The organism is Pseudomonas oryzihabitans NBRC 102199 (assembly GCF_000730625.1).
In the GTDB taxonomy this organism is placed as follows: Bacteria; Pseudomonadota; Gammaproteobacteria; order Pseudomonadales; family Pseudomonadaceae; genus Chryseomonas; species Chryseomonas oryzihabitans.
In genome coordinates this window covers 747,699-765,104 of record NZ_BBIT01000002.1, presented here as the reverse complement: position 1 = coordinate 765,104, position 17,406 = coordinate 747,699, and the positions used below count along the sequence as shown (strand labels likewise).

The window sequence follows — 17,406 nt, the reverse complement described above, 5'->3', positions numbered from 1 at the left end:
TTCACGTCTTGTCGATGACCAGCAGGCGCTGGCCGGCGCGGATCGGCGAGCCGGGCTGGACCTGCAGGTCGTGGATCCGGCCGCTGCAGGGGGCGAGCAGCGGGATTTCCATCTTCATGGACTCCAGGATCAGCAGCGGCTGGCCGGCTTCCACCTGATCGCCCGGTTGCACCTGGGCCTGCCAGAGATTGCCGGCCACCGGACTTTCCAGGGCCAATTGGTGGCTGGCGAGGGGGGCGTCTTCGGTCGCTTCGACGGCGGCTTCCTGGCTGTCGAAATGCGCCTGGCCGGAGTCGATCCAGCGTTGCCGCTCCGCGGCGAAGGCGCTCTGCTGGCGCCCGCGAAAGGTGGCGATGCCCTCGGCTTCGCGGGCCAGAAAGGCCTGGTAGTCGGCCAGGGACAGTTCGCTCTCTTCGATGCGCAGAGGTACCCGACCCAGGGGGAAGTCGGCGCGGATGCGCAGCAATTCCTCCGCCGAGACTTCATAGAAGCGGATCTGATCGAAGAAGCGCAGCAGATAGGGTTGGCCGTGGAAGGCCTCGACTTCGCGATAGCGATTCCACATCTGCAGGGTGCGCCCGACGAACTGGTAGCCGCCGGGGCCTTCCATGCCATAGACGCACAGATAGGCGCCGCCAATGCCCACCGAATTTTCCGCGGTCCAGGTGCGCGCCGGGTTGTACTTGGTGGTCACCAGCCGGTGGCGCGGATCAAGGGGGGTAGCCACCGGTGCACCCAGATAGACATCGCCCAGGCCCATCACCAGGTAGCTGGCGTCGAAGACGATGCGCTTGACCGCCTCCAGCGACTCCAGGTCATTCACCCGGCGGATGAACTCCAGGTTGCTCGGGCACCAGGGGGCGTCCTTGCGTACCGTGGTGGTGTATTTCTCGATGGCCAGGCGGCAGGCCGGATCGTCCCAGGACAGCGGCAGATGGACGATGCGCGAGGGTACCCGCAGGTCCTGGGCATCGCCCAGCGCCTGCCAGCAGCGACTGACCGCCTCCAGCAACTCGGCCAGGGGCAGGGCTTCGGGCTGGTAGTGCACCTGCAGCGAGCGGATGCCCGGGGTGAGCTCGCACAGCCCGGGCAGCGCCAGGGCGGCCAGCGCCTGCATCAGGCCGTGGCCACGAAAGCGCAGGGCGAGGTCCAGCTCCGGTGGGCCGATCTCCAGCAGCAGATGGGTATCCCCGGAAAGCCGCGCCACCAGGCGCTCGGCGCCCTGGCCCAGGTCCAGCACCACGGGATCGCCGCGCTCGGGAGCGATGGCGATCTCCGCCTGCGGCTGCAAGCTGCTTTCCTCGGCCAGGCGTGCCAGCTGCAGACGCCGTGCGGTGGCCAGGTGCACCGGCAGGAAGCGCACCCGGTCACCGGCCTTGAGCTGGCCCAGTTGCCAGAGATCGGCTTCGATCACCGTGACCGGGCAGACGAAGCCGCCCAGGCTGGGGCCGTCCGGGCCGAGGATGACCGGCATGTCGCCGGTGAAGTCCACGGCGCCGACCGCATAGGGATTGTCGTGGATGTTGGAGGGGTGCAGACCGGCTTCGCCGCCGTCTTCGCGGGTCCATTCCGGCTTGGGCCCGATCAGGCGCACACCGGTGCGGCTGGAGTTGAAGTGCACCTCCCAGTCGGTGGCGAGAAAGAGGTCCAGATAGGCCGGGCTGAAATAGTCCGGTGCACCATGGGGGCCATAGATGACGCGCAGGGTGCGGGTCTCGGCGAGCTGGGTGGTCAGGGCGGCGGGTAGCCGGGCCTCCGTGTGCGCGTCGGTCAGCGGGTGCAGGTGCAGCACGTCACCGGCGCGCAGGGCGCGGCCACCGTGGCCGCCGAATTGACCGAGAGTGAAGGTGCTGCGGCTGCCCAGGTATTCGGGCAGGTCCAGACCGCCTTTCAGGCAGAGATAGCTGCGGGCGCCGGCACCGGTGACGGCGCCCAGTTGCAGGATGGCACCCGCGGGTACGCGAAAGACGCTGTCCATGGCCTGGGGCTGGTCATCCAGCAGGATCGGCAGCGCCGCGCCGGTGACCGCCACCACGGCCTCGGTGTTGAATCTGAGGGTCGGGCCGGCCAGGGTGATTTCCAGGGCGGCCGCGCGGCCGTCGTTGCCGAGCAGGCGATTGCCCAGGCGCAGGGCGCGGTCGTCCATGGGGCCGGAAGGGGGAATGCCCACCGACCAGTAGCCGAGGCGTCCGGGGGCGTCCTGCACCGTGGTCTGGGTGCCGGCGCTGAGCACCTCCAGGGTGGTGGCCTGGTAGGTCAGGCCTTCCAGGCAGCGGGTCCAGGGCTGGCCGCTGGCGAAGGGCGCGGCGGCGAGGATCTGCCGCAGGTAGTCGCCGTTGGTTTCCACGCCATAGAGCCGGGTTGCGGCCAGGGCCTGGTCGAGACGCTGCCGAGCCGAGTCCCGGTCCGGGGCCCAGGCGATGACCTTGGCCACCAGCGGATCGAAATAGGGCGGGATCTCGCAGCCGGCCTCGACCCAGGTGTCCAGGCGCAGCGCCCGGCCATCCGCCGGTGGAAAGTCGACCTGGGTCAGCAGGCCCGGGCTGGGCTGGAAGTCGCGACCCGGGTCTTCGGCATAGAGTCGCGCCTGGATGGCATGGCCCTGGGGCTGCAGCCCCGCGGCGAGGGTTGCCAGCGGCGGCAGGTCGCCGGCGGCCAGTTCGATCATCCAGCGCACCAGGTCCACGCCCCAGACCTGCTCGGTGACGCCGTGCTCGACCTGCAGCCGGGTGTTCACCTCGAGGAAGTAGAAACGGTCGGCGGCGCTGTCGTAGACGAACTCCACGGTACCGGCGCTGCGATAGCGCACCGCGCGCGCCAGCTCCAGCGCGGCGGCGCAGAGCGCCTCGGCCATGCCGGCCGGCAGGTTGGGCGCCGGGGTTTCCTCCAGCACCTTCTGGTTGCGGCGCTGTATCGAGCAATCGCGCACGCCCAGCGCCAGGACCTCGCCCTGACCATCGCCGAACACCTGCACCTCCAGGTGCCGCGCCCGCTCGATGTATTTCTCCAGGAAGACGCCGGCGTCGCTGAAGTTGTTCTGGCCCAGCCGGCGCACGGCGTCGAAGGCCTCGGCGAGTTCAGTGTCCGTGCGGCACACGCGCATGCCGATGCCGCCACCGCCGGCAGTGCTCTTGAGCATCACCGGATAGCTGATCGCACGCGCGGCCGCCAGGGCCGCCTCCGGGGTCTCCAGCAGCTCGGTGCCCTCCAGCAGCGGTACGCCCTGGGCGCGCGCCAGGGCTCGCGCCGTGTGCTTGAGTCCAAAGGTGCGCAGTTGCTCGGGGGTGGGACCGACGAAGGCGATTCCGGCGGCTTCGCAGGCTTCGGCGAAGGCGGCGTTCTCGGAGAGGAAGCCATAACCGGGGTGGATGGCCTGGGCGCCGCTCTGGCGCGCGACCTCGAGCAGCTTGGCGGTGTCCAGGTAGGTGGCCGCGGCGGCGCCTTCGCCCAGGCTGAAGGCCTGGTCGGCCTCGCTGACATGGCGGCTGGCGCGATCGGCTTCGCTGTAGACGGCGACCGCGGCGACGCCCAGGTCGCGGAGGGTGCGCTGGATCCGGCAGCTGATGGCGCCACGGTTGGCGATGAGCAGGGTGGTGAACATTCGAGGCGTCCTCGAAGGCGGCGGGCCGTCCCGCCAGATAAAAGCTCTCGGGGTCGTCCCCAAGAGGCCGCGCGAGGGCGGTGGGTCAGTCGGCGTCTAGCGCTTGCCGCGGTAGCCGTAGCGTCCGGCGCGGACTTCACACAGCCGATAGAGGTGCGGCCGCAGCCACTGCCAGAGCTGGCGTACGCGGGTCAGTCCCATAGCAGCACCTCTGCCGGGGTGGGATTCCAGCCGTTGCAGGGATTGTTCAACTGCGGGCAGTTGGAGATCAGCAGGATGACGTCGGTCTCGGCGCGCAATTCCACGTACTTGCCGGCGCCGGAGATGCCATCGGCGAAGGTCAGGCCGCCATCCGCGGTCACCGGCACGTTCATGAAGAAGTTGATGTTGGCGCCGATGTCGCGCTTGCCCAGGCGCCCGTCATGGCCACCGGCGCAGAGGAAGTTGTCGCGGCAGCTGTGCATCTGCCGGCGGTCCAGGGCGTAGCGCACCGTGTTGCTCTCCTGGGAACAGGCGCCGCCCAGGGTGTCGTGGCGGCCACAGGTGTCGGCGACGATGGTCAGCAGCGGATTGCCCAGGTTGGAATAGAGCACGCTGCCGGTCGACAGATAGACCCGGCCCTGGCGTCTCAGGGTGCGCTGGGGATCGTAGCGCTCCTGGGGATTGGCGGCGGCGTAGAAGAGGGTGTCCACCGCCTGGTTGCCTTCCAGGTCATGGATGCGCAGGGTCTGGCCGGCCTTGACCTCCTTGAGGTAGGGCGCTCCGGCCGGCAGGACGGCGCGGTAGCTGGCATCTTCCGGGCGTTTGGTGCTGGCGATCAGATTCATGGCGGGGCCTCAGAGGAAGTAGCGGGCGGTGTTCTGGAAGGCGCGCTCGTTTTCCGGGCGCGAGGTGCGGCAGCGCTCGGCCATGTCGGGCGCGGCGCGCAACTGGGCGAGATCGACCGGGCGCGGCGCATAGACCGGATCCGGGTCCAGCGGATGCTGTAGGGCGGTGAGCACCACCAGGGTGTTCATGGGCGCATAGAGCTCGACCAGATCGCCGGCGCGGGAGTTGCCGGGCACGAAGGCAAAGGCGCCCTCGGTATCCACGTCCACCCGGCTGAACAGATTCAGGGTCATCAGCAGGTCTTCCAGCCCCAGGCCCCACTTGGCCAGCTCCACCAGCAGGTTGTCGGTGCCGTTGCGGTGGAAGCCGTTGCGCAACTCCTGGTAGCGACCCGCGCCGTATTTCTCGGCCACCTCGGCGGCATTGGCCACGCCGCCGAAGCTGTCGTGCCAGCCGCAGGTGTCGCGTACCACGGCCGCCAGCACCCGTCCCATGTCAGAATAGAGGCAGTGTCCGGCGGTGAGACGGGCGGTGTGCTGGCCCTTGAGGGTATCCGGCAGATTCAGCCGCTCGCTGCGGTCATCGGCATTGAACAGCAGCAGGCTGACATTGGCGCCGCCTTCCACGTCGGTCAGGCGCAGGGTCTGGCCGCGGCGCAGGATGAAGGAGGCGGTACCGCCGCCGGGGACGCGTTCCTGGTAGAGCAGTTCTTCAGTCATGGGCAACCTCGTCAGATAAGGGTCGGCCGCGTCCCGGCCGCATGTACGGGCGGGGTCTTGGCGGTCAGGGGCAGGTCGTAGGTGATGCGGGCGCCATAGGCACCGGGGGCTTGCGGGTCCTGGCGGACCTTGTCGAACACCAGCACCCGGGTGGCCAGGCTGAAGCCCTCGTGCAGGTCATGGGTGACCATGAACACCGTGAGCGGGCGCTCGTGCCAGAGCTCCAGCAGCAGGGCGTGCATGTCCTTGCGGATGCCGGGGTCGAGGGCGCCGAAGGGCTCGTCCAGGAGCAGGATGCGCGGCCGGACGATCAGCGCCTGGGCGATGGCGAGGCGCTGCTGCATGCCGCCGGACAGCTGCCCCGGGTACTTGCCCAGCGCCTGGCCCAGGCCGACGCGCTCGAGCAGGGCGGCGGCCTGTTCCCGGGCCTGGCGCTTGGCCGTACCCAGCAGCCGGCCGAGCAGCGGGGACCTGGGCAATTCCAGGCCCAGGGCGACGTTGTCCAGCACGCTCAGGTGGGGAAAGACCGAATAGCGCTGAAAGACCACGCCCCGCTCGGGATCCGGTTCCGCCGACAGCGGCTGACCATCGATGCGGATCTCGCCCCGGCTGGGGCGCTCCTGACCGAGCAGCAGGCGCAGGAAGGTGGACTTGCCGCAGCCGGAGGCACCGACCAGGGCGCAGAATTCGCCTTCGCGCACCTGCAGGTTGAGGCCTTCGAGCACCACCTGCTCGCCGTAGCGTTGCCAGAGATTGCGGACCTCGATCATCAGCGACCCTCCCCGTACCAGGGAAAGGCGCGTCGCGTCAGCAGGCGCAGACCGGCGTCCAGCAGCCAGGCCAGCAGGGTGATCCAGGCCACATAGGGCAGGATCACGTCCATGGCCAGGTAGCGCCGCACCAGAAAGATGCGATAGCCCAGGCCATCGGTGGCGGCGATGGCCTCGGCCGCGATGAGAAACAGCCAGGCGGCGCCCAGCTGCAGCCGCAGGGCGATGAGCAGGCGCGGCAGCAGTTGCGGCAGCACCAGGCGCAGGATCACCGTCCAGCTGTTGGCGCCCAGGGTCTGGGCCTTGATCAGCAGCTCGCGGGGCAACTCCCGGGCGCGCTGGTCGAGCTCACGGATCAGCACCGGGGTGACGCCCACTACGATCAGCATCACCTTGGCCAGTTCGCCCAGGCCGAAGACGATGAAGAGAATCGGCAGGATCGCCAGGGGCGGGATCATCGAGAGCACCGTCACCAGTGGCGACAGCGGCGCGCCGACTAGGGGCAGGCTGCCCGCGGCGATGCCCACCACCAAGGCGATCAGCGCGGCGATCCCCAGGCCCAGCCCCAGGCGTTGCAGGCTGGCCAGGGTGTCCTGCCAGAACGGATAACCCCCGGTGCGCACGTCGGCGGTAAAGGCCAGGCGCTGCACCGCATCGGCCATCTGCGCCACGCTGGGCAGCAGCTTGTCGTTGGGATTTTCCGCCAGCCGGGTGGCCGAGCCCACCAGATAGAGCAGGGCGAGCAGGGCGAAGGGCAGCAGGACCAGCAGGAGCCGGCCACCCCGATCGGGATGCCGATTGATGAAGCGCATGGGCGTCGTCCTCGCGGCGGGGCTCAGAGCTTGCCGTCGGCGGCCAGCTGTACGAAGGTCGGATCGAAGCGCAGCTTGAGATTGCCCGCGTCCCCGCTGGTCTTGCCACCCGGATAGGCGATGCCGATGGCCTCGGCGCTGGGCGCGCCCTGGCCCAGCAGGCCGTGTTCGAAGGAGAAGTGGGCGATGCGCTGCATGGTGGTGGGCAGCGCGGGGTCCTTGACGAAGGCCAGGGCCTCGGCGGGCGTGGCGAACAGCCGGGTCTTGTCCAGCTGCGCCTGGAAGCCGGCGAGATCGGTGCCCGAGGCCTTGGCCATGGCCTCCAGGGCGGCCTTGCCCTTGGCATCGTGGGCCTGCATCAGTGCCATCATCTCGAACCAGGCACCGGTCAGCGCCTTGCCCAGGGCGGGGTTATCCTTGAGCGTGGCGGTGTTCACCACCAGCATGTCGAGGATTTCGCCGGGAATCTTGCTGGAATCGAACACCTCGGTGGTGTCGGGCTGGGCCTTGACCTCGGCCAGCAGCGGATTCCAGGTCACCACGTTGCGCACGTCGGGCGTCTGGAAGGCGGCCACCATGTCGGCATCCGAGGTGTTGACGGTGGTCAGGTCCCTTTCGCTCAGCCCCACGCTCTGCAGCGCCCGCGCCAGCAGGTAGTGGGAGACGGAGAATTGCACCAGGTTGACCTGCTGGCCCTTGAGGTCGGCCAGGGTCTTGCCCTTGCCCTTCATCACCACGCCGTCGTTGCCGTTGGAGTAGTCGCTGACGATCAGCGCCGTGCTGTCCACGCCGCCCGCGGCCGGAATGGTCAGGGCGTCCATGTTGGTCATGGCGCAACCATCGAACTGGCCGGTGGTGTATTGATTGATGGATTCGACGTAGTCGTTGAGCTGCACGACCTCGACGTGGATGCCGTATTTCTTGGCCCACTTGTCGATGATGCCCTGGGCCTGGGCTTCGCCCCAGGGCATCCAGCCGGCATAGATCGTCCAGCACACCTTGAAGTCGTCGCGCGGCGCCGCCTGAGCGGTGGCACCAAGCAGCAGGGAACAACCGAGAACGAGCGAGGCGAGCAGGGGATGGCGCATGGGACCTCCAATAGGATGGACGACGGGACAGGAGCACGCGACTGGCGCTGTGTCTCCCGGGCTTTTGTCCCGCCGTGTAACCCCATCAGAGGTCGACGACTCTCGGACCAGACACCCGCACGAGCGAGTCGGAACCCTAGTCATCCATTGCAGATTGTGGTGCATCAAACCGGCTGACCGGTGCTCCTGCACGCTATGGTCTTTGCCAGATGCGTGCCAGTTGCCTCCAGGCCCCGTGCCATGCTGGTTCTTTGCCATGACGGCGGTGCGCTATCGGTCGCGCCGCCCCGTTGCAGTGCATCGTAGTGGCTTGATGCACCGCTTTGACTCAGCGCCCCAGCGCCGCGATCAGCGCGTGGCGGAAGGCATTGACCGCCGGTGGCAATTCGCGACCCGCCATGCTCTGCAACTCGATCCGCCGTGCCGCCAGGCCCTCGTCCAGCAAGGGCAGGGCCACCAGTTGACCTTCGCGCAACCGGCTGCGCAGGCTCAACTCGCTGAACAGGCCGACCCCTGCGCCCAGCGCGGCGAAGCGATAGAGCGCCTGCATGTTGTTGCTCACCAGCACCGGCTCGAAGGACAGGCCCTGGACGCCACAGCAGATGTCGAACAGCTGGCGGATCGTCGTGTCCGGCGTCGGCAGCGCCAGGGGATAGGGCTGCAGATCGACCAGGGCCAGGCCGGTGCGGCTGGCGAGCGGGTGGTCGGGAACCACGATCGCCTTGATGGCGCCACTCAGGGTGGCCTCGACGCGGATATCCGGCTCGGGCCTCAGGCTGAAGGTCAGCCCCAGGTCGGCATCGCCTTCCTGGACGCGGCGGGTCACCACGGCGGGGGCGCAGACCTCCAGGGAAAAGTGGATGCCGGCGTAGCCCTGGCGAAAGGCGGCGATCACCTCGGGCAGGAAGTCCAGCGAAAAGCCTTCGGTGGTGGCCAGGCGCACCTGACCGCGGCGCAGGTCGGCCAGGCCGCGCAGTTCGGCCGCGACCTGTTCGCTGGCCAGCTGCGCTTTTCGCGCATGCACCGCCAGACGCTCCCCGGCGGCGCTGGGCACCACCCCGCGAGCACGGCGTTCGAGCAGCGGCGTCTCCAGTTCGCGTTCCAGCTTGGCGATCTGGCGACTCACGGCACTGGCCGCGACATTGAGCCGTTGGGAGGCTTCGCTGATGGAGCCGCAACGCACCACCTCGAGGAAATAGCGCAGGGCGGTGGACTGGATTCCGTAGGGCTGCATGGAGCCTCCTTTGCCGAAAAGGCATGGCTTGCATCTAAATATTCTGCTTGTGGCATGGGATGGCAAGACCTAGAGTCGGGTCAAGAGACCAATAACAGGCTTCAGCAAGAACTCCTTCCCCGCGCTTCGCGGACCTGCCTTTGACCAACCACCGCCCCGGAGACAGACGGCATGGGACTCAAAGGTTTCGCTTGTGGCATCGCGTTTTCCCTCTTCCTGGCCCAGGGCCAGGCCTTCGCCGGCAAGGCCAACGACACCCTGGTCTACGCCTCCGACACCGAACCCGAAAACGTCAGCCCCTATCACAACGATGCCCGTGAAGGCGTCATCCTCGCCCACCTGGCCTGGGACACCCTGATCTACCGCGCCCCCCAGACCGGCGAATACAAGCCGATGCTGGCCACCCACTGGCAGCAGGTCGATCCGCTGACCCTCGACTTCGATCTGCGCCAGGGCGTGACCTTCCACAACGGCGATCCCTTCACCGCCGATGACGTGGTCTTCACCTTCAACTACGTGGCCTCGCCCGAGGGCAAGGTGGTCACCCAGCAGAACGTCAACTGGATCAAGAGCGCCGAGAAGTTGGGCGAATACAAGGTCCGCCTGCACCTCAAGCAGCCGTTTCCAGCCGCGCTGGAATACCTGGCCAATCCCTTGCCCATCTATCCCGGCAAGTATTTCCAGAAAGTAGGCCTGGCGGGCTTCGCGCAGAAGCCGGTGGGTACCGGACCCTATCGCATCGTCGCGGTCACCAGCGGCCAGGGCGTCACGCTGGAACGCAATCCCGACTACTTCAAGGACAGCCCCCAGGGGCAGCCACGCATCGGCCATATCCAGTTCCGCGTCATTCCCGACGCCGAAACCCGACTCGCCGAACTCATGACCGGCGGCATCGACTGGGCCTGGCGCGTGGCGCCGGACCAGGCCGAGCAACTCAAGGCCGCGCCCAATCTCACGGTGGAAAGCGGGGCCAGCATGAGGATCGGCTTCCTCAGCATGGATGCCCAGGGCGCCTCCAGCCCGGATTCGCCCTTTGCCAAAGCCGAGGTGCGCCAGGCGGTCAACTACGCGATCAACCGCAAAGCCATCGCCAGTCAGCTCATGGGGGGCGGCAGCCAGCCGCTGCAGGTGGCCTGCTATCCGGAGCAATTCGGTTGCGACGCCAAGGCGGTGCCGGGCTACCCCTACGACCCGGCCAAGGCCAAGGCGCTGCTCAAGGCCGCTGGCTACCCCAACGGTTTCAGCACCGAGATCTTCGCCTACCGCGACCGCGACGTGGTCGAGGCGCTGATCGGCGACCTGCGCGCGGTGGGCATCGACGCCAAGCTGCGCTATCTGAAATACGCCGCGCTGCGTGACCAGCAGCGCGCCGGCAAGGTGCCCATGGCCTTTCTCGCCTGGGGCTCCTTCTCCATCGCCGATGCCTCGGCGGCCACGGGAGTGTATTTCAAGGGCAATGCCGACGACGTGGCCAAGGATCCCCAGGTGATCGACTGGCTCAAGGTGGCTGACACAGCCATGGACCCGGCCGTGCGCAAGGAGAACTACCGCAAGGCGCTGCAGCGGATCGCCGAGCAGGCCTACTGGGCACCGGTGTTCAACTATTCCATCAACTACGCCTTCACCTCGGACCTGGCCTTCCAGCCCTATCCGGACGAATTGCCGCGATTCGCCCTGGCCCACTGGAACTGATCCGTCCCGGCGCCCCGCACGGGGGCGCTCCTAGCCGAGGAGCCGAGCATGTCCGCATACCTCCTGCGCCGCCTGGGTATCGCCCTGGCCGTGGCCTTTACCGTTTCCCTCATCAGCTTCTTCCTGCTGCACCTGTCCGGCGACCTGGCCACCGCCATCGCCGGCCCCGAAGCCACCGCCGAACAGATCGAGGTGGTGCGTCATCAGCACGGACTCGATAAACCCCTGGCGACCCAGTACGTCGAGTGGGTCGGGCAGTTGCTGCGGCTGGACCTGGGGCAGTCGTTTTTCTTCCAGGAGTCGGTGCGGGATCTCATCGCCAGTCGCCTGCCCATCACCCTGACCCTGGGCGCCATCGCGCTGCTGGTGGCGCTGCTCATCGCCATCCCGCTCGGGGTGCTGGCCGCGGTCAAGCGCGACACCTGGATCGACCGCCTGGCGCTGACCCTGGCGACCTTTGGCCAGGCGATGCCCAGCTTCTGGTTCGCCCTGGTGCTGATCGTCGTCTTCGCCGTGACCCTCAAGTGGCTGCCGGTGTCCGGCAATACCAGCTGGCAGCACTTCATCCTGCCGGCGATCGCCCTGGGCTACTACGCCACCCCCTCGCTGATGCGCCTGACCCGCGCCGGGATGCTCGACGTGCTGGGCGCCGACTACATCCGCACCGCCCGGGCCAAGGGCCTGAGTCCAGCGCGGGTGCTGTTCAAGCACGCCCTGCGCAATGCGCTGATCCCGGTGGTGGCCCTGGCCGCGGTGGAGTTCGGCTTCATGCTGGGCGGCTCGGTGGTGATCGAGGCGGTGTTCTCCCTGCAGGGCATTGGCCAGCTGGCCTGGGACGCCATCGCCCGCAACGACTTCCCGGTGGTGCAGGCCATCGTTCTCTTGATCGCGTTGATCTACATCGTGCTGACGCTGCTGGCCGATCTGCTCAACGCCTTGCTCGACCCGCGCATTCGCGTGCGCTAGGAGGCCCCATGACCGTCGCCAATCCCTTCGTGCTCGACGACTATCTGCCCCCGCGTCCGACCCTGGGTCGCCAGCTGCGCCGCTGGTTCGGCCACCGCGGCTTCGCCCTCGGCGCCGTGCTGCTGGTCATCATCGTGTTCGCCGCCCTGGCCGCACCCTGGCTGGCGCCCCACGACCCCTATGCCCAGGACGTGATGCAGCGGATGAAGCCACCGGTATGGATGGCCAAGGGCACCTGGGCCCATCCGCTGGGCACCGACAAGCTCGGCCGCGACTACCTGTCCCGCCTGCTCTATGGCGCCCGCATCTCGCTGTTCATCGGCCTGGCCGCGGCGCTCATTTCCGGCGCCATCGGTACCCTGCTCGGGGTGCTCGCCGGCTATTACTGTGGCAAGGTCGATGCCCTGGTGAGCTACCTGGTGACCACCCGCCTGGCCCTGCCGGTGGTGATGGTGGCCCTGGCCGCCGCCTCGCTGGTGGGCGGCTCGCTGAAGGTGGTGGTGATCCTGCTCGGCTGCCTGCTGTGGGATCGCTTCGCCGTGGTGGTGCGCGCCGCGGTGCAGCAGATCCGCGACGCCGAATACGTCGCCGCTGCCCAGGCCCTTGGCTGTTCGCCCTGGCGGGTCATCGTCGGCGAGATCCTGCCCAACCTGCTGGGCGCGCTGATCGTGGTGATCACCCTGGAGATGGCCCACGCCATCCTGCTGGAGGCGACCCTGTCCTTTCTCGGCGTGGGCGTGCAGCCGCCGTTGCCGTCCTGGGGGCTGATGATCGCCGAAGGCAAGCCCTACATGTTCTTTTCGCCCTGGGTGATCGCCATCCCCGGGATCGCCCTGATGCTGCTGGTGCTGGCCATCAACCTGGTCGGCGACGGCATCCGGGATCTTGCCGCGCCCAGCGGGCGCAACTAAGCGGAGGACTGACCATGGCACTGCTCGACGTTAAAGACCTGCGCATCGACATTCCCCTGGGGGACGACACCCTGCACGCCGTGCGCGGCCTGGACCTGCAGGTGGAGCGGGGCGAGATGCTCTGCCTGGTGGGCGAATCCGGCTGCGGCAAGTCGCTAACCTCCCTGGCGCTGATGGATCTCCTGCCGCGCCAGGCCCGGCGCCAGGCGGCGCGGCTGACGCTGGGCGAGCACGACCTGCTGACGCTGGGTGAAAGGGGCATGCGCGACCTGCGCGGCAATCGCCTGGCGATGATCTTCCAGGAGCCCATGACCGCCCTCAATCCGGCCTACAGCATCGGCGACCAGCTCGCCGAGGTGCTGCGCCGCCACCGCAAGCTGGACCGCAAGGCCGCCTGGGCCCGCGCCGAGGCCATGCTGGAAAAGGTCGGCATCAGCAACGCCGGCGAACGCCTGCGCCAGTATCCGCACCAGCTCAGCGGCGGACTGCGCCAGCGGGTGGTCATAGCCATGGCGCTGCTCTGCGAGCCGGACCTCATCATCGCCGACGAACCCACCACGGCGCTGGACGTCACCATCCAGGCGCAGATCCTGCACCTGCTGCGCGACCTGCAGCGGGAATTCGGTACGGCCATTGTCTTCATCACCCACGACCTGGGCCTGGTAGCGCGCATCGCCGACCGGGTGGCCGTGATGTATGCCGGCCAGATCGTCGAGCAGGCACCGGCCGCCGAACTCTTCGCCGCGCCGCGACACCCCTATACCCGTGGCCTGCTGGCGAGCATCCCGGTTCCGGGCCGGACCCGTCCCGGGCAGCCGCTGGGCGCCATTCCCGGCCTGGTACCCAGCCTGGTCGGCGAGCAGCACGGCTGCGCCTTTCGCAACAGATGCCCGCAGGCGGTGGCGGCCTGCGCCGACAGCGTGCCCTTGCTGGAGGAGGGCGCGCACCTGGCGCGTTGTCATTTCGCCCTGCCCAGCGAACCCCTGCGCCGGGTCGGAGGTGTGCGATGAGCCGCGAGATCGCCCTGGAGCTGTGCGACATCCGCCGCGAATTCACCCTGGGTCGCGGCCTGTTCCGCCCGCCCGCCACCCTCAAGGCGGTGGATGGCATCTCGCTGCGACTCTATCGCGGCGAGACCCTGGGGCTGGTGGGGGAGTCGGGGTGCGGCAAGAGTACCCTGGCCAAACTGCTGCTGGGGCTGCTGGCGCCCACCAGCGGCGACATCCTGGTCGGCGGCGAGCACCTGCGCGGGGTGGACCGCAAGCGCATGGCCCGGCACATCCAGCCGATCTTCCAGGACCCTTATTCGTCGCTCAATCCGCGCAAGACGGTGCGCCAGATCGTGGCGCTGCCGCTCCAGGTGCATGGCCTGGGCACGCCCGCCGAGCAGCAACGGCGGGTCGCGGAGATGCTCGACGTGGTGGGCTTGCCGCGCCGCGCGGCCGACAGCCATCCCGGTCAGCTCAGTGGCGGCCAGCGCCAGCGGGTGGCCATCGCCCGCGCCCTGGTGATGCGCCCGGACGTGCTGATCTGCGACGAGCCCACCTCGGCGCTGGACGTCTCGGTGCAGGCGCAGATCCTCAACCTGCTGCTGGAACTCAAGCGAGAATTCGGCCTGACCTATCTGCTCATCAGCCACAACCTGGCGGTGGTGGAACACCTGGCCGACCGGGTGGCGGTGATGTACCTCGGCAAGATCGTCGAAGAGCGGGAGCGGGCGGCGCTGTTCGCCCAGCCGGCGCATCCCTATACCCGGGCGCTGCTGGACGCGGTGCTGACCCCTGATCCAGCGCTGGGGCTCCCGGCGCTGGGCCTGGGCGGCAGCTTTCCCAATCCCATCTCGCCGCCCAGCGGCTGCGCCTTCCATCCCCGCTGCCCGCGCTGCTTCGGCCCCTGCGCCGAGCGCTATCCGGAACGCGAAACCATCCCCGGCGGCAGCAAGCGCTGCCATCTGCCCGAACCCGCCTGACCCCGGAGTCCGTCATGACCAGCCGTACCCATGCCCTTGAGCTTGCCGCCGCGCACTTCGACAGCGGCGCCTTCCGTGCCCGGCTCGCCACCGCCGTGGCCCATCCCACCGAAAGCCAGGAACCCGAGCGCCAGGCGGAGCTGGGCCGCTACCTGGATGACTTCATCGCCCCCTACGTGGCCAGTCTCGGCTTCACCAGTCGCCGGCTGGACAACCCGGTCGCCGGCAAGGGGCCCTTGCTGATCGCCGAGCGGATCGAGGACCCGACGCTGCCGACCCTGCTCAGCTATGGCCACGGCGACGTGGTGCGCGGCGATGCCAGCCGCTGGCGCGAAGGCCTCGCGCCCTGGACGCTGGTGGAGCAGGGCGAGCGCTGGTATGGCCGCGGTACCGCCGACAACAAGGGCCAGCACCTGCTCAACCTGGCGGCGCTGGAGCAGGTGATCGCCGCGCGCGGCGGGCGCCTGGGCTACAACGTCAAGCTGCTGCTGGAAATGGGCGAGGAGATCGGCTCGGTCGGGTTGCGCACCTTCTGCCAGGAGCAGCGCCAGGCCCTTGCCGCTGACCTGTTCATCGCCTCCGACGGTCCGCGGGTCTCGGCATCCAGGCCCACGCTATTCCTGGGTGCCCGGGGCACCTTCAACTTCGACCTGCATCTGGACCTGCGCGAAGGCGGCCATCACTCCGGCAACTGGGGCGGGCTGCTGGCCAATCCCGGGATCATCCTCGCCCATGCCCTGGCCAGCCTGGTGGATGCCCAGGGCCAGATCCAGGTCGCGGGGCTCAAGCCCACCGAGCTGCCCGCACCGGTGCGCCGTGCCCTGGCCGACATCGAGGTGGGCGGCGCGCCGGGCGATCCGGCCATCGATCCCCACTGGGGCGAGCCCGGTCTGACCCCGGCCGAACGTGTCTACGGCTGGAACACCTTCGAACTGCTGGCCTTCACCACCGGCAACCCCGAGGCACCGGTCAATGCCATTCCTGGTACTGCGCGTGCCCACTGCCAGATCCGCTTCGTCGCCGGCTGCGACTGCACGACCTTCATTCCGCTGATCGAGGCGCACCTGGCCGAGCGGGGTTTCGCCGCGGTGCGCGTCACCCGTGCCAAGGACGAGATCCTCCACGCCTCGCGGCTGGACCCGGAGAATCCCTGGGTGGACTGGGCCCTGACGTCCCTGACCCACACCCTGGGCGAAAAGCCCGCCTTGCTGCCCAATTTCGGCGGTGGCTTGCCCAATGACATCTTTGCCGACATCCTCGAACTGCCCACCCTCTGGGTACCCCATTCCTATCCCGCCTGCTCTCAGCACGCGCCCAACGAGCATCTCCTGGCCCCGGTCGTGCGGCAGGGGCTGCAACTCATGGCCGGGCTGTTCTGGGACCTGGGCGATCGCTGGAGCCGCAGCTGATGTCCCTTGCCAAGACCGCCGCCCTGGAGTGGCTCGCCACCCAGCGCGAGCCGATGACCCGCCTGCTGCAACGCCTGGTCGATACCGATTCCAACAGCTACGACAAGGCCGGCGTGGATGCCGTCGGTGCCGTGCTCACCGCCGCCCTGGCCGAGGATGGCATCGAGGTCGCCCGGACGCCGGTGACCGACTTCGGTGACATCCTCGCCGCCCAGGTGGGGCCTGCCACGGGCGCCGCGGTGCTGCTGCTGGGCCATCGCGACACCGTCTTTCCGCCGGGCACCGTGGCCAGCCGCGGCTTCACCCAGGATGCCCGCCAGGCCTACGGCCCCGGTGTCGCGGACATGAAGGGTGGCCTGGTGGCGAGTTGCTTCGCCTTGCGCGCGCTCAAGCGTGCCGGCGAGCTGCCATTCCCGGTACGGGTGCTCTACACCGGTGACGAGGAGATCGGCTCCGGCACGGCGCGTCCTCATCTGGAAGCCGCGGCGCGCGCGGCCCGGGCGGTACTGAACTGCGAGCCCGGACGGGTCAGCGGCAACGTGGTCAAGGCGCGCAAGGGCGGTGCCAGCCTGACCCTCAGGGTGAACGGCCGCGCCGCTCACGCCGGGGTCAACCACGCCGAGGGCGCCAGCGCGATCCAGGCCCTGGCGCTCAAGGTGATCAAGTTGCATGCCCTGACCGACTACGGGCGCGGCATCACCACCAACGTCGGCCTCATCGAGGGCGGCACGTCCAGCAACACTGTCGCGCCCAGCGCCACCGCGCGGCTGGACGTGCGCTTCGTGGCCCTGGCCGACTGGCCCGAACTGCAGGCGCGCATCGAGGCCATCGTTGCCGAAGAAGAGCTGCCGGGAACCCGGGCCAGCGTCACCATCACCGGCCTGTTCCTGCCCATGGAAGAGCACCTGAGCCGTGACCTGCTGGCGCTCTACCAGCGCGAAGCGCAGGCAATCGGCTTCAGCGTGGAGGGGGAGTTCACCGGTGGTTGCGCCGATTCCGGCTTTACCGCAAGCCTGGGTGTGCCCACCCTCTGTGGCCTGGGCCCGGTCGGTGGCAAGGTGCATACCGATGCCGAATTCCTGGTGCTCGACACCCTGGTTCCGCGCACCCAGGCGCTGGTCGCCACCATCCTCGCCCTCGCCGTAAAGGTCTGATGACGAGCCGCTTCAGTTCTTGGCAATGTTTAGGGCTGCTCGGATCAGGCGAAGGGAAAAAGAGCTGGGGAAAGATCAATGCTGCTGCTTGGGCATAAATGAAAAGGTCGTAGCATTCCAAAGCGGAGCCAATCCAACCACTCGCGGTGGCCTTCCTGGCCTGCTTGGAAGGGTGCTGTTCTGTCTCGGTTGCCGTGCTCATCTGAATACTCCAGTTATTGTTTTTATAGATGGGGCAGGGCGGCGAAAACAG

At 68.3% G+C, this 17,406-nt stretch carries 14 protein-coding genes, 1 pseudogene and 1 riboswitch; of the genes and pseudogenes, 7 read left to right on the top strand and 8 right to left on the bottom strand.

Features of this window, described 5'->3' with window-relative positions; genetic code table 11:
• Position 1 precedes the first annotated feature (1 nt).
• The 7 genes from uca to POR01S_RS04925 all read right to left on the bottom strand — a co-directional run bounded on the left by uca (position 2) and on the right by POR01S_RS04925 (position 9,052).
• On the bottom strand, positions 2-3,601 hold the full coding sequence (gene uca / locus POR01S_RS04955) for an urea carboxylase (protein WP_042134139.1): 3,600 nt from the start codon (positions 3,599-3,601) through the stop codon (positions 2-4).
• A gap of 191 nt (positions 3,602-3,792) precedes the next feature.
• Positions 3,793-4,428 carry an urea amidolyase associated protein UAAP2 gene (locus POR01S_RS04950; protein ID WP_027599332.1) on the bottom strand — a complete coding sequence of 212 codons (636 nt, stop codon included), beginning with the start codon at positions 4,426-4,428 and terminating at the stop codon, positions 3,793-3,795.
• A gap of 9 nt (positions 4,429-4,437) precedes the next feature.
• Positions 4,438-5,148 carry an urea amidolyase associated protein UAAP1 gene (locus tag POR01S_RS04945; RefSeq protein ID WP_042134137.1) on the bottom strand — a complete coding sequence of 237 codons (711 nt, stop codon included), beginning with the start codon at positions 5,146-5,148 and terminating at the stop codon, positions 4,438-4,440.
• An 11-nt stretch (positions 5,149-5,159) separates the two neighbouring features.
• A complete protein-coding gene (locus POR01S_RS04940; RefSeq protein WP_042134135.1) occupies positions 5,160-5,918 on the bottom strand; it encodes an ABC transporter ATP-binding protein in 759 nt (252 codons plus the stop codon).
• Positions 5,918-6,730, bottom strand: coding sequence for an ABC transporter permease (locus POR01S_RS04935; RefSeq protein WP_027599335.1), 813 nt, complete (start codon positions 6,728-6,730; stop codon positions 5,918-5,920). Before POR01S_RS04935 ends, POR01S_RS04940 begins: the two co-directional genes overlap by 1 nt.
• 23 nt (positions 6,731-6,753) lie before the next feature.
• Positions 6,754-7,818 (bottom strand): putative urea ABC transporter substrate-binding protein, encoded by a 1,065-nt coding sequence (locus POR01S_RS04930; protein ID WP_042134133.1) that lies wholly within the window; start codon positions 7,816-7,818, stop codon positions 6,754-6,756.
• 51 nt (positions 7,819-7,869) lie between these two features.
• Positions 7,870-7,969, bottom strand: a riboswitch (guanidine-I (ykkC/yxkD leader).
• Positions 7,970-8,146: 177 nt separating this feature from the next.
• Entirely contained in the window at positions 8,147-9,052 is a 906-nt protein-coding gene (locus tag POR01S_RS04925; protein ID WP_027599337.1) for a LysR family transcriptional regulator, read from the bottom strand.
• Between the two features lie 171 nt (positions 9,053-9,223).
• Here POR01S_RS04925 and POR01S_RS04920 point away from each other — a divergent pair, with 171 nt between their 5' ends.
• The 7 genes from POR01S_RS04920 to POR01S_RS04890 are packed head-to-tail and all read left to right on the top strand — an operon-like array spanning position 9,224 to position 17,153.
• A complete protein-coding gene (locus POR01S_RS04920) occupies positions 9,224-10,744 on the top strand; it encodes an ABC transporter substrate-binding protein (protein ID WP_042134130.1) in 1,521 nt (506 codons plus the stop codon).
• Positions 10,745-10,792: 48 nt separating this feature from the next.
• Positions 10,793-11,710: an ABC transporter permease gene (locus POR01S_RS04915; protein WP_007161747.1), complete on the top strand. Its 918-nt coding sequence runs from the start codon at positions 10,793-10,795 to the stop codon at positions 11,708-11,710.
• 8 nt (positions 11,711-11,718) lie between these two features.
• Positions 11,719-12,621 (top strand): ABC transporter permease, encoded by a 903-nt coding sequence (locus POR01S_RS04910; RefSeq protein WP_042134128.1) that lies wholly within the window; start codon positions 11,719-11,721, stop codon positions 12,619-12,621.
• 14 nt (positions 12,622-12,635) lie between these two features.
• Positions 12,636-13,631 (top strand): ABC transporter ATP-binding protein, encoded by a 996-nt coding sequence (locus tag POR01S_RS04905; RefSeq protein WP_007161745.1) that lies wholly within the window; start codon positions 12,636-12,638, stop codon positions 13,629-13,631.
• Entirely contained in the window at positions 13,628-14,590 is a 963-nt protein-coding gene (locus tag POR01S_RS04900) for an ABC transporter ATP-binding protein (RefSeq protein ID WP_027602317.1), read from the top strand. The genes POR01S_RS04905 and POR01S_RS04900 overlap by 4 nt, the downstream gene beginning before the upstream one ends.
• A 14-nt stretch (positions 14,591-14,604) precedes the next feature.
• Positions 14,605-15,999: a M20 family metallopeptidase gene (locus POR01S_RS04895; protein ID WP_042134126.1), complete on the top strand. Its 1,395-nt coding sequence runs from the start codon at positions 14,605-14,607 to the stop codon at positions 15,997-15,999.
• A complete protein-coding gene (locus POR01S_RS04890) occupies positions 15,999-17,153 on the top strand; it encodes a M20 family metallopeptidase (protein ID WP_042134125.1) in 1,155 nt (384 codons plus the stop codon). Before POR01S_RS04895 ends, POR01S_RS04890 begins: the two co-directional genes overlap by 1 nt.
• A 40-nt stretch (positions 17,154-17,193) precedes the next feature.
• Here POR01S_RS04890 and POR01S_RS23645 read toward each other — a convergent pair.
• A pseudogene (locus POR01S_RS23645) lies at positions 17,194-17,355 on the bottom strand (MFS transporter); the annotation flags it as partial.
• Positions 17,356-17,406: the final 51 nt, after the last annotated feature.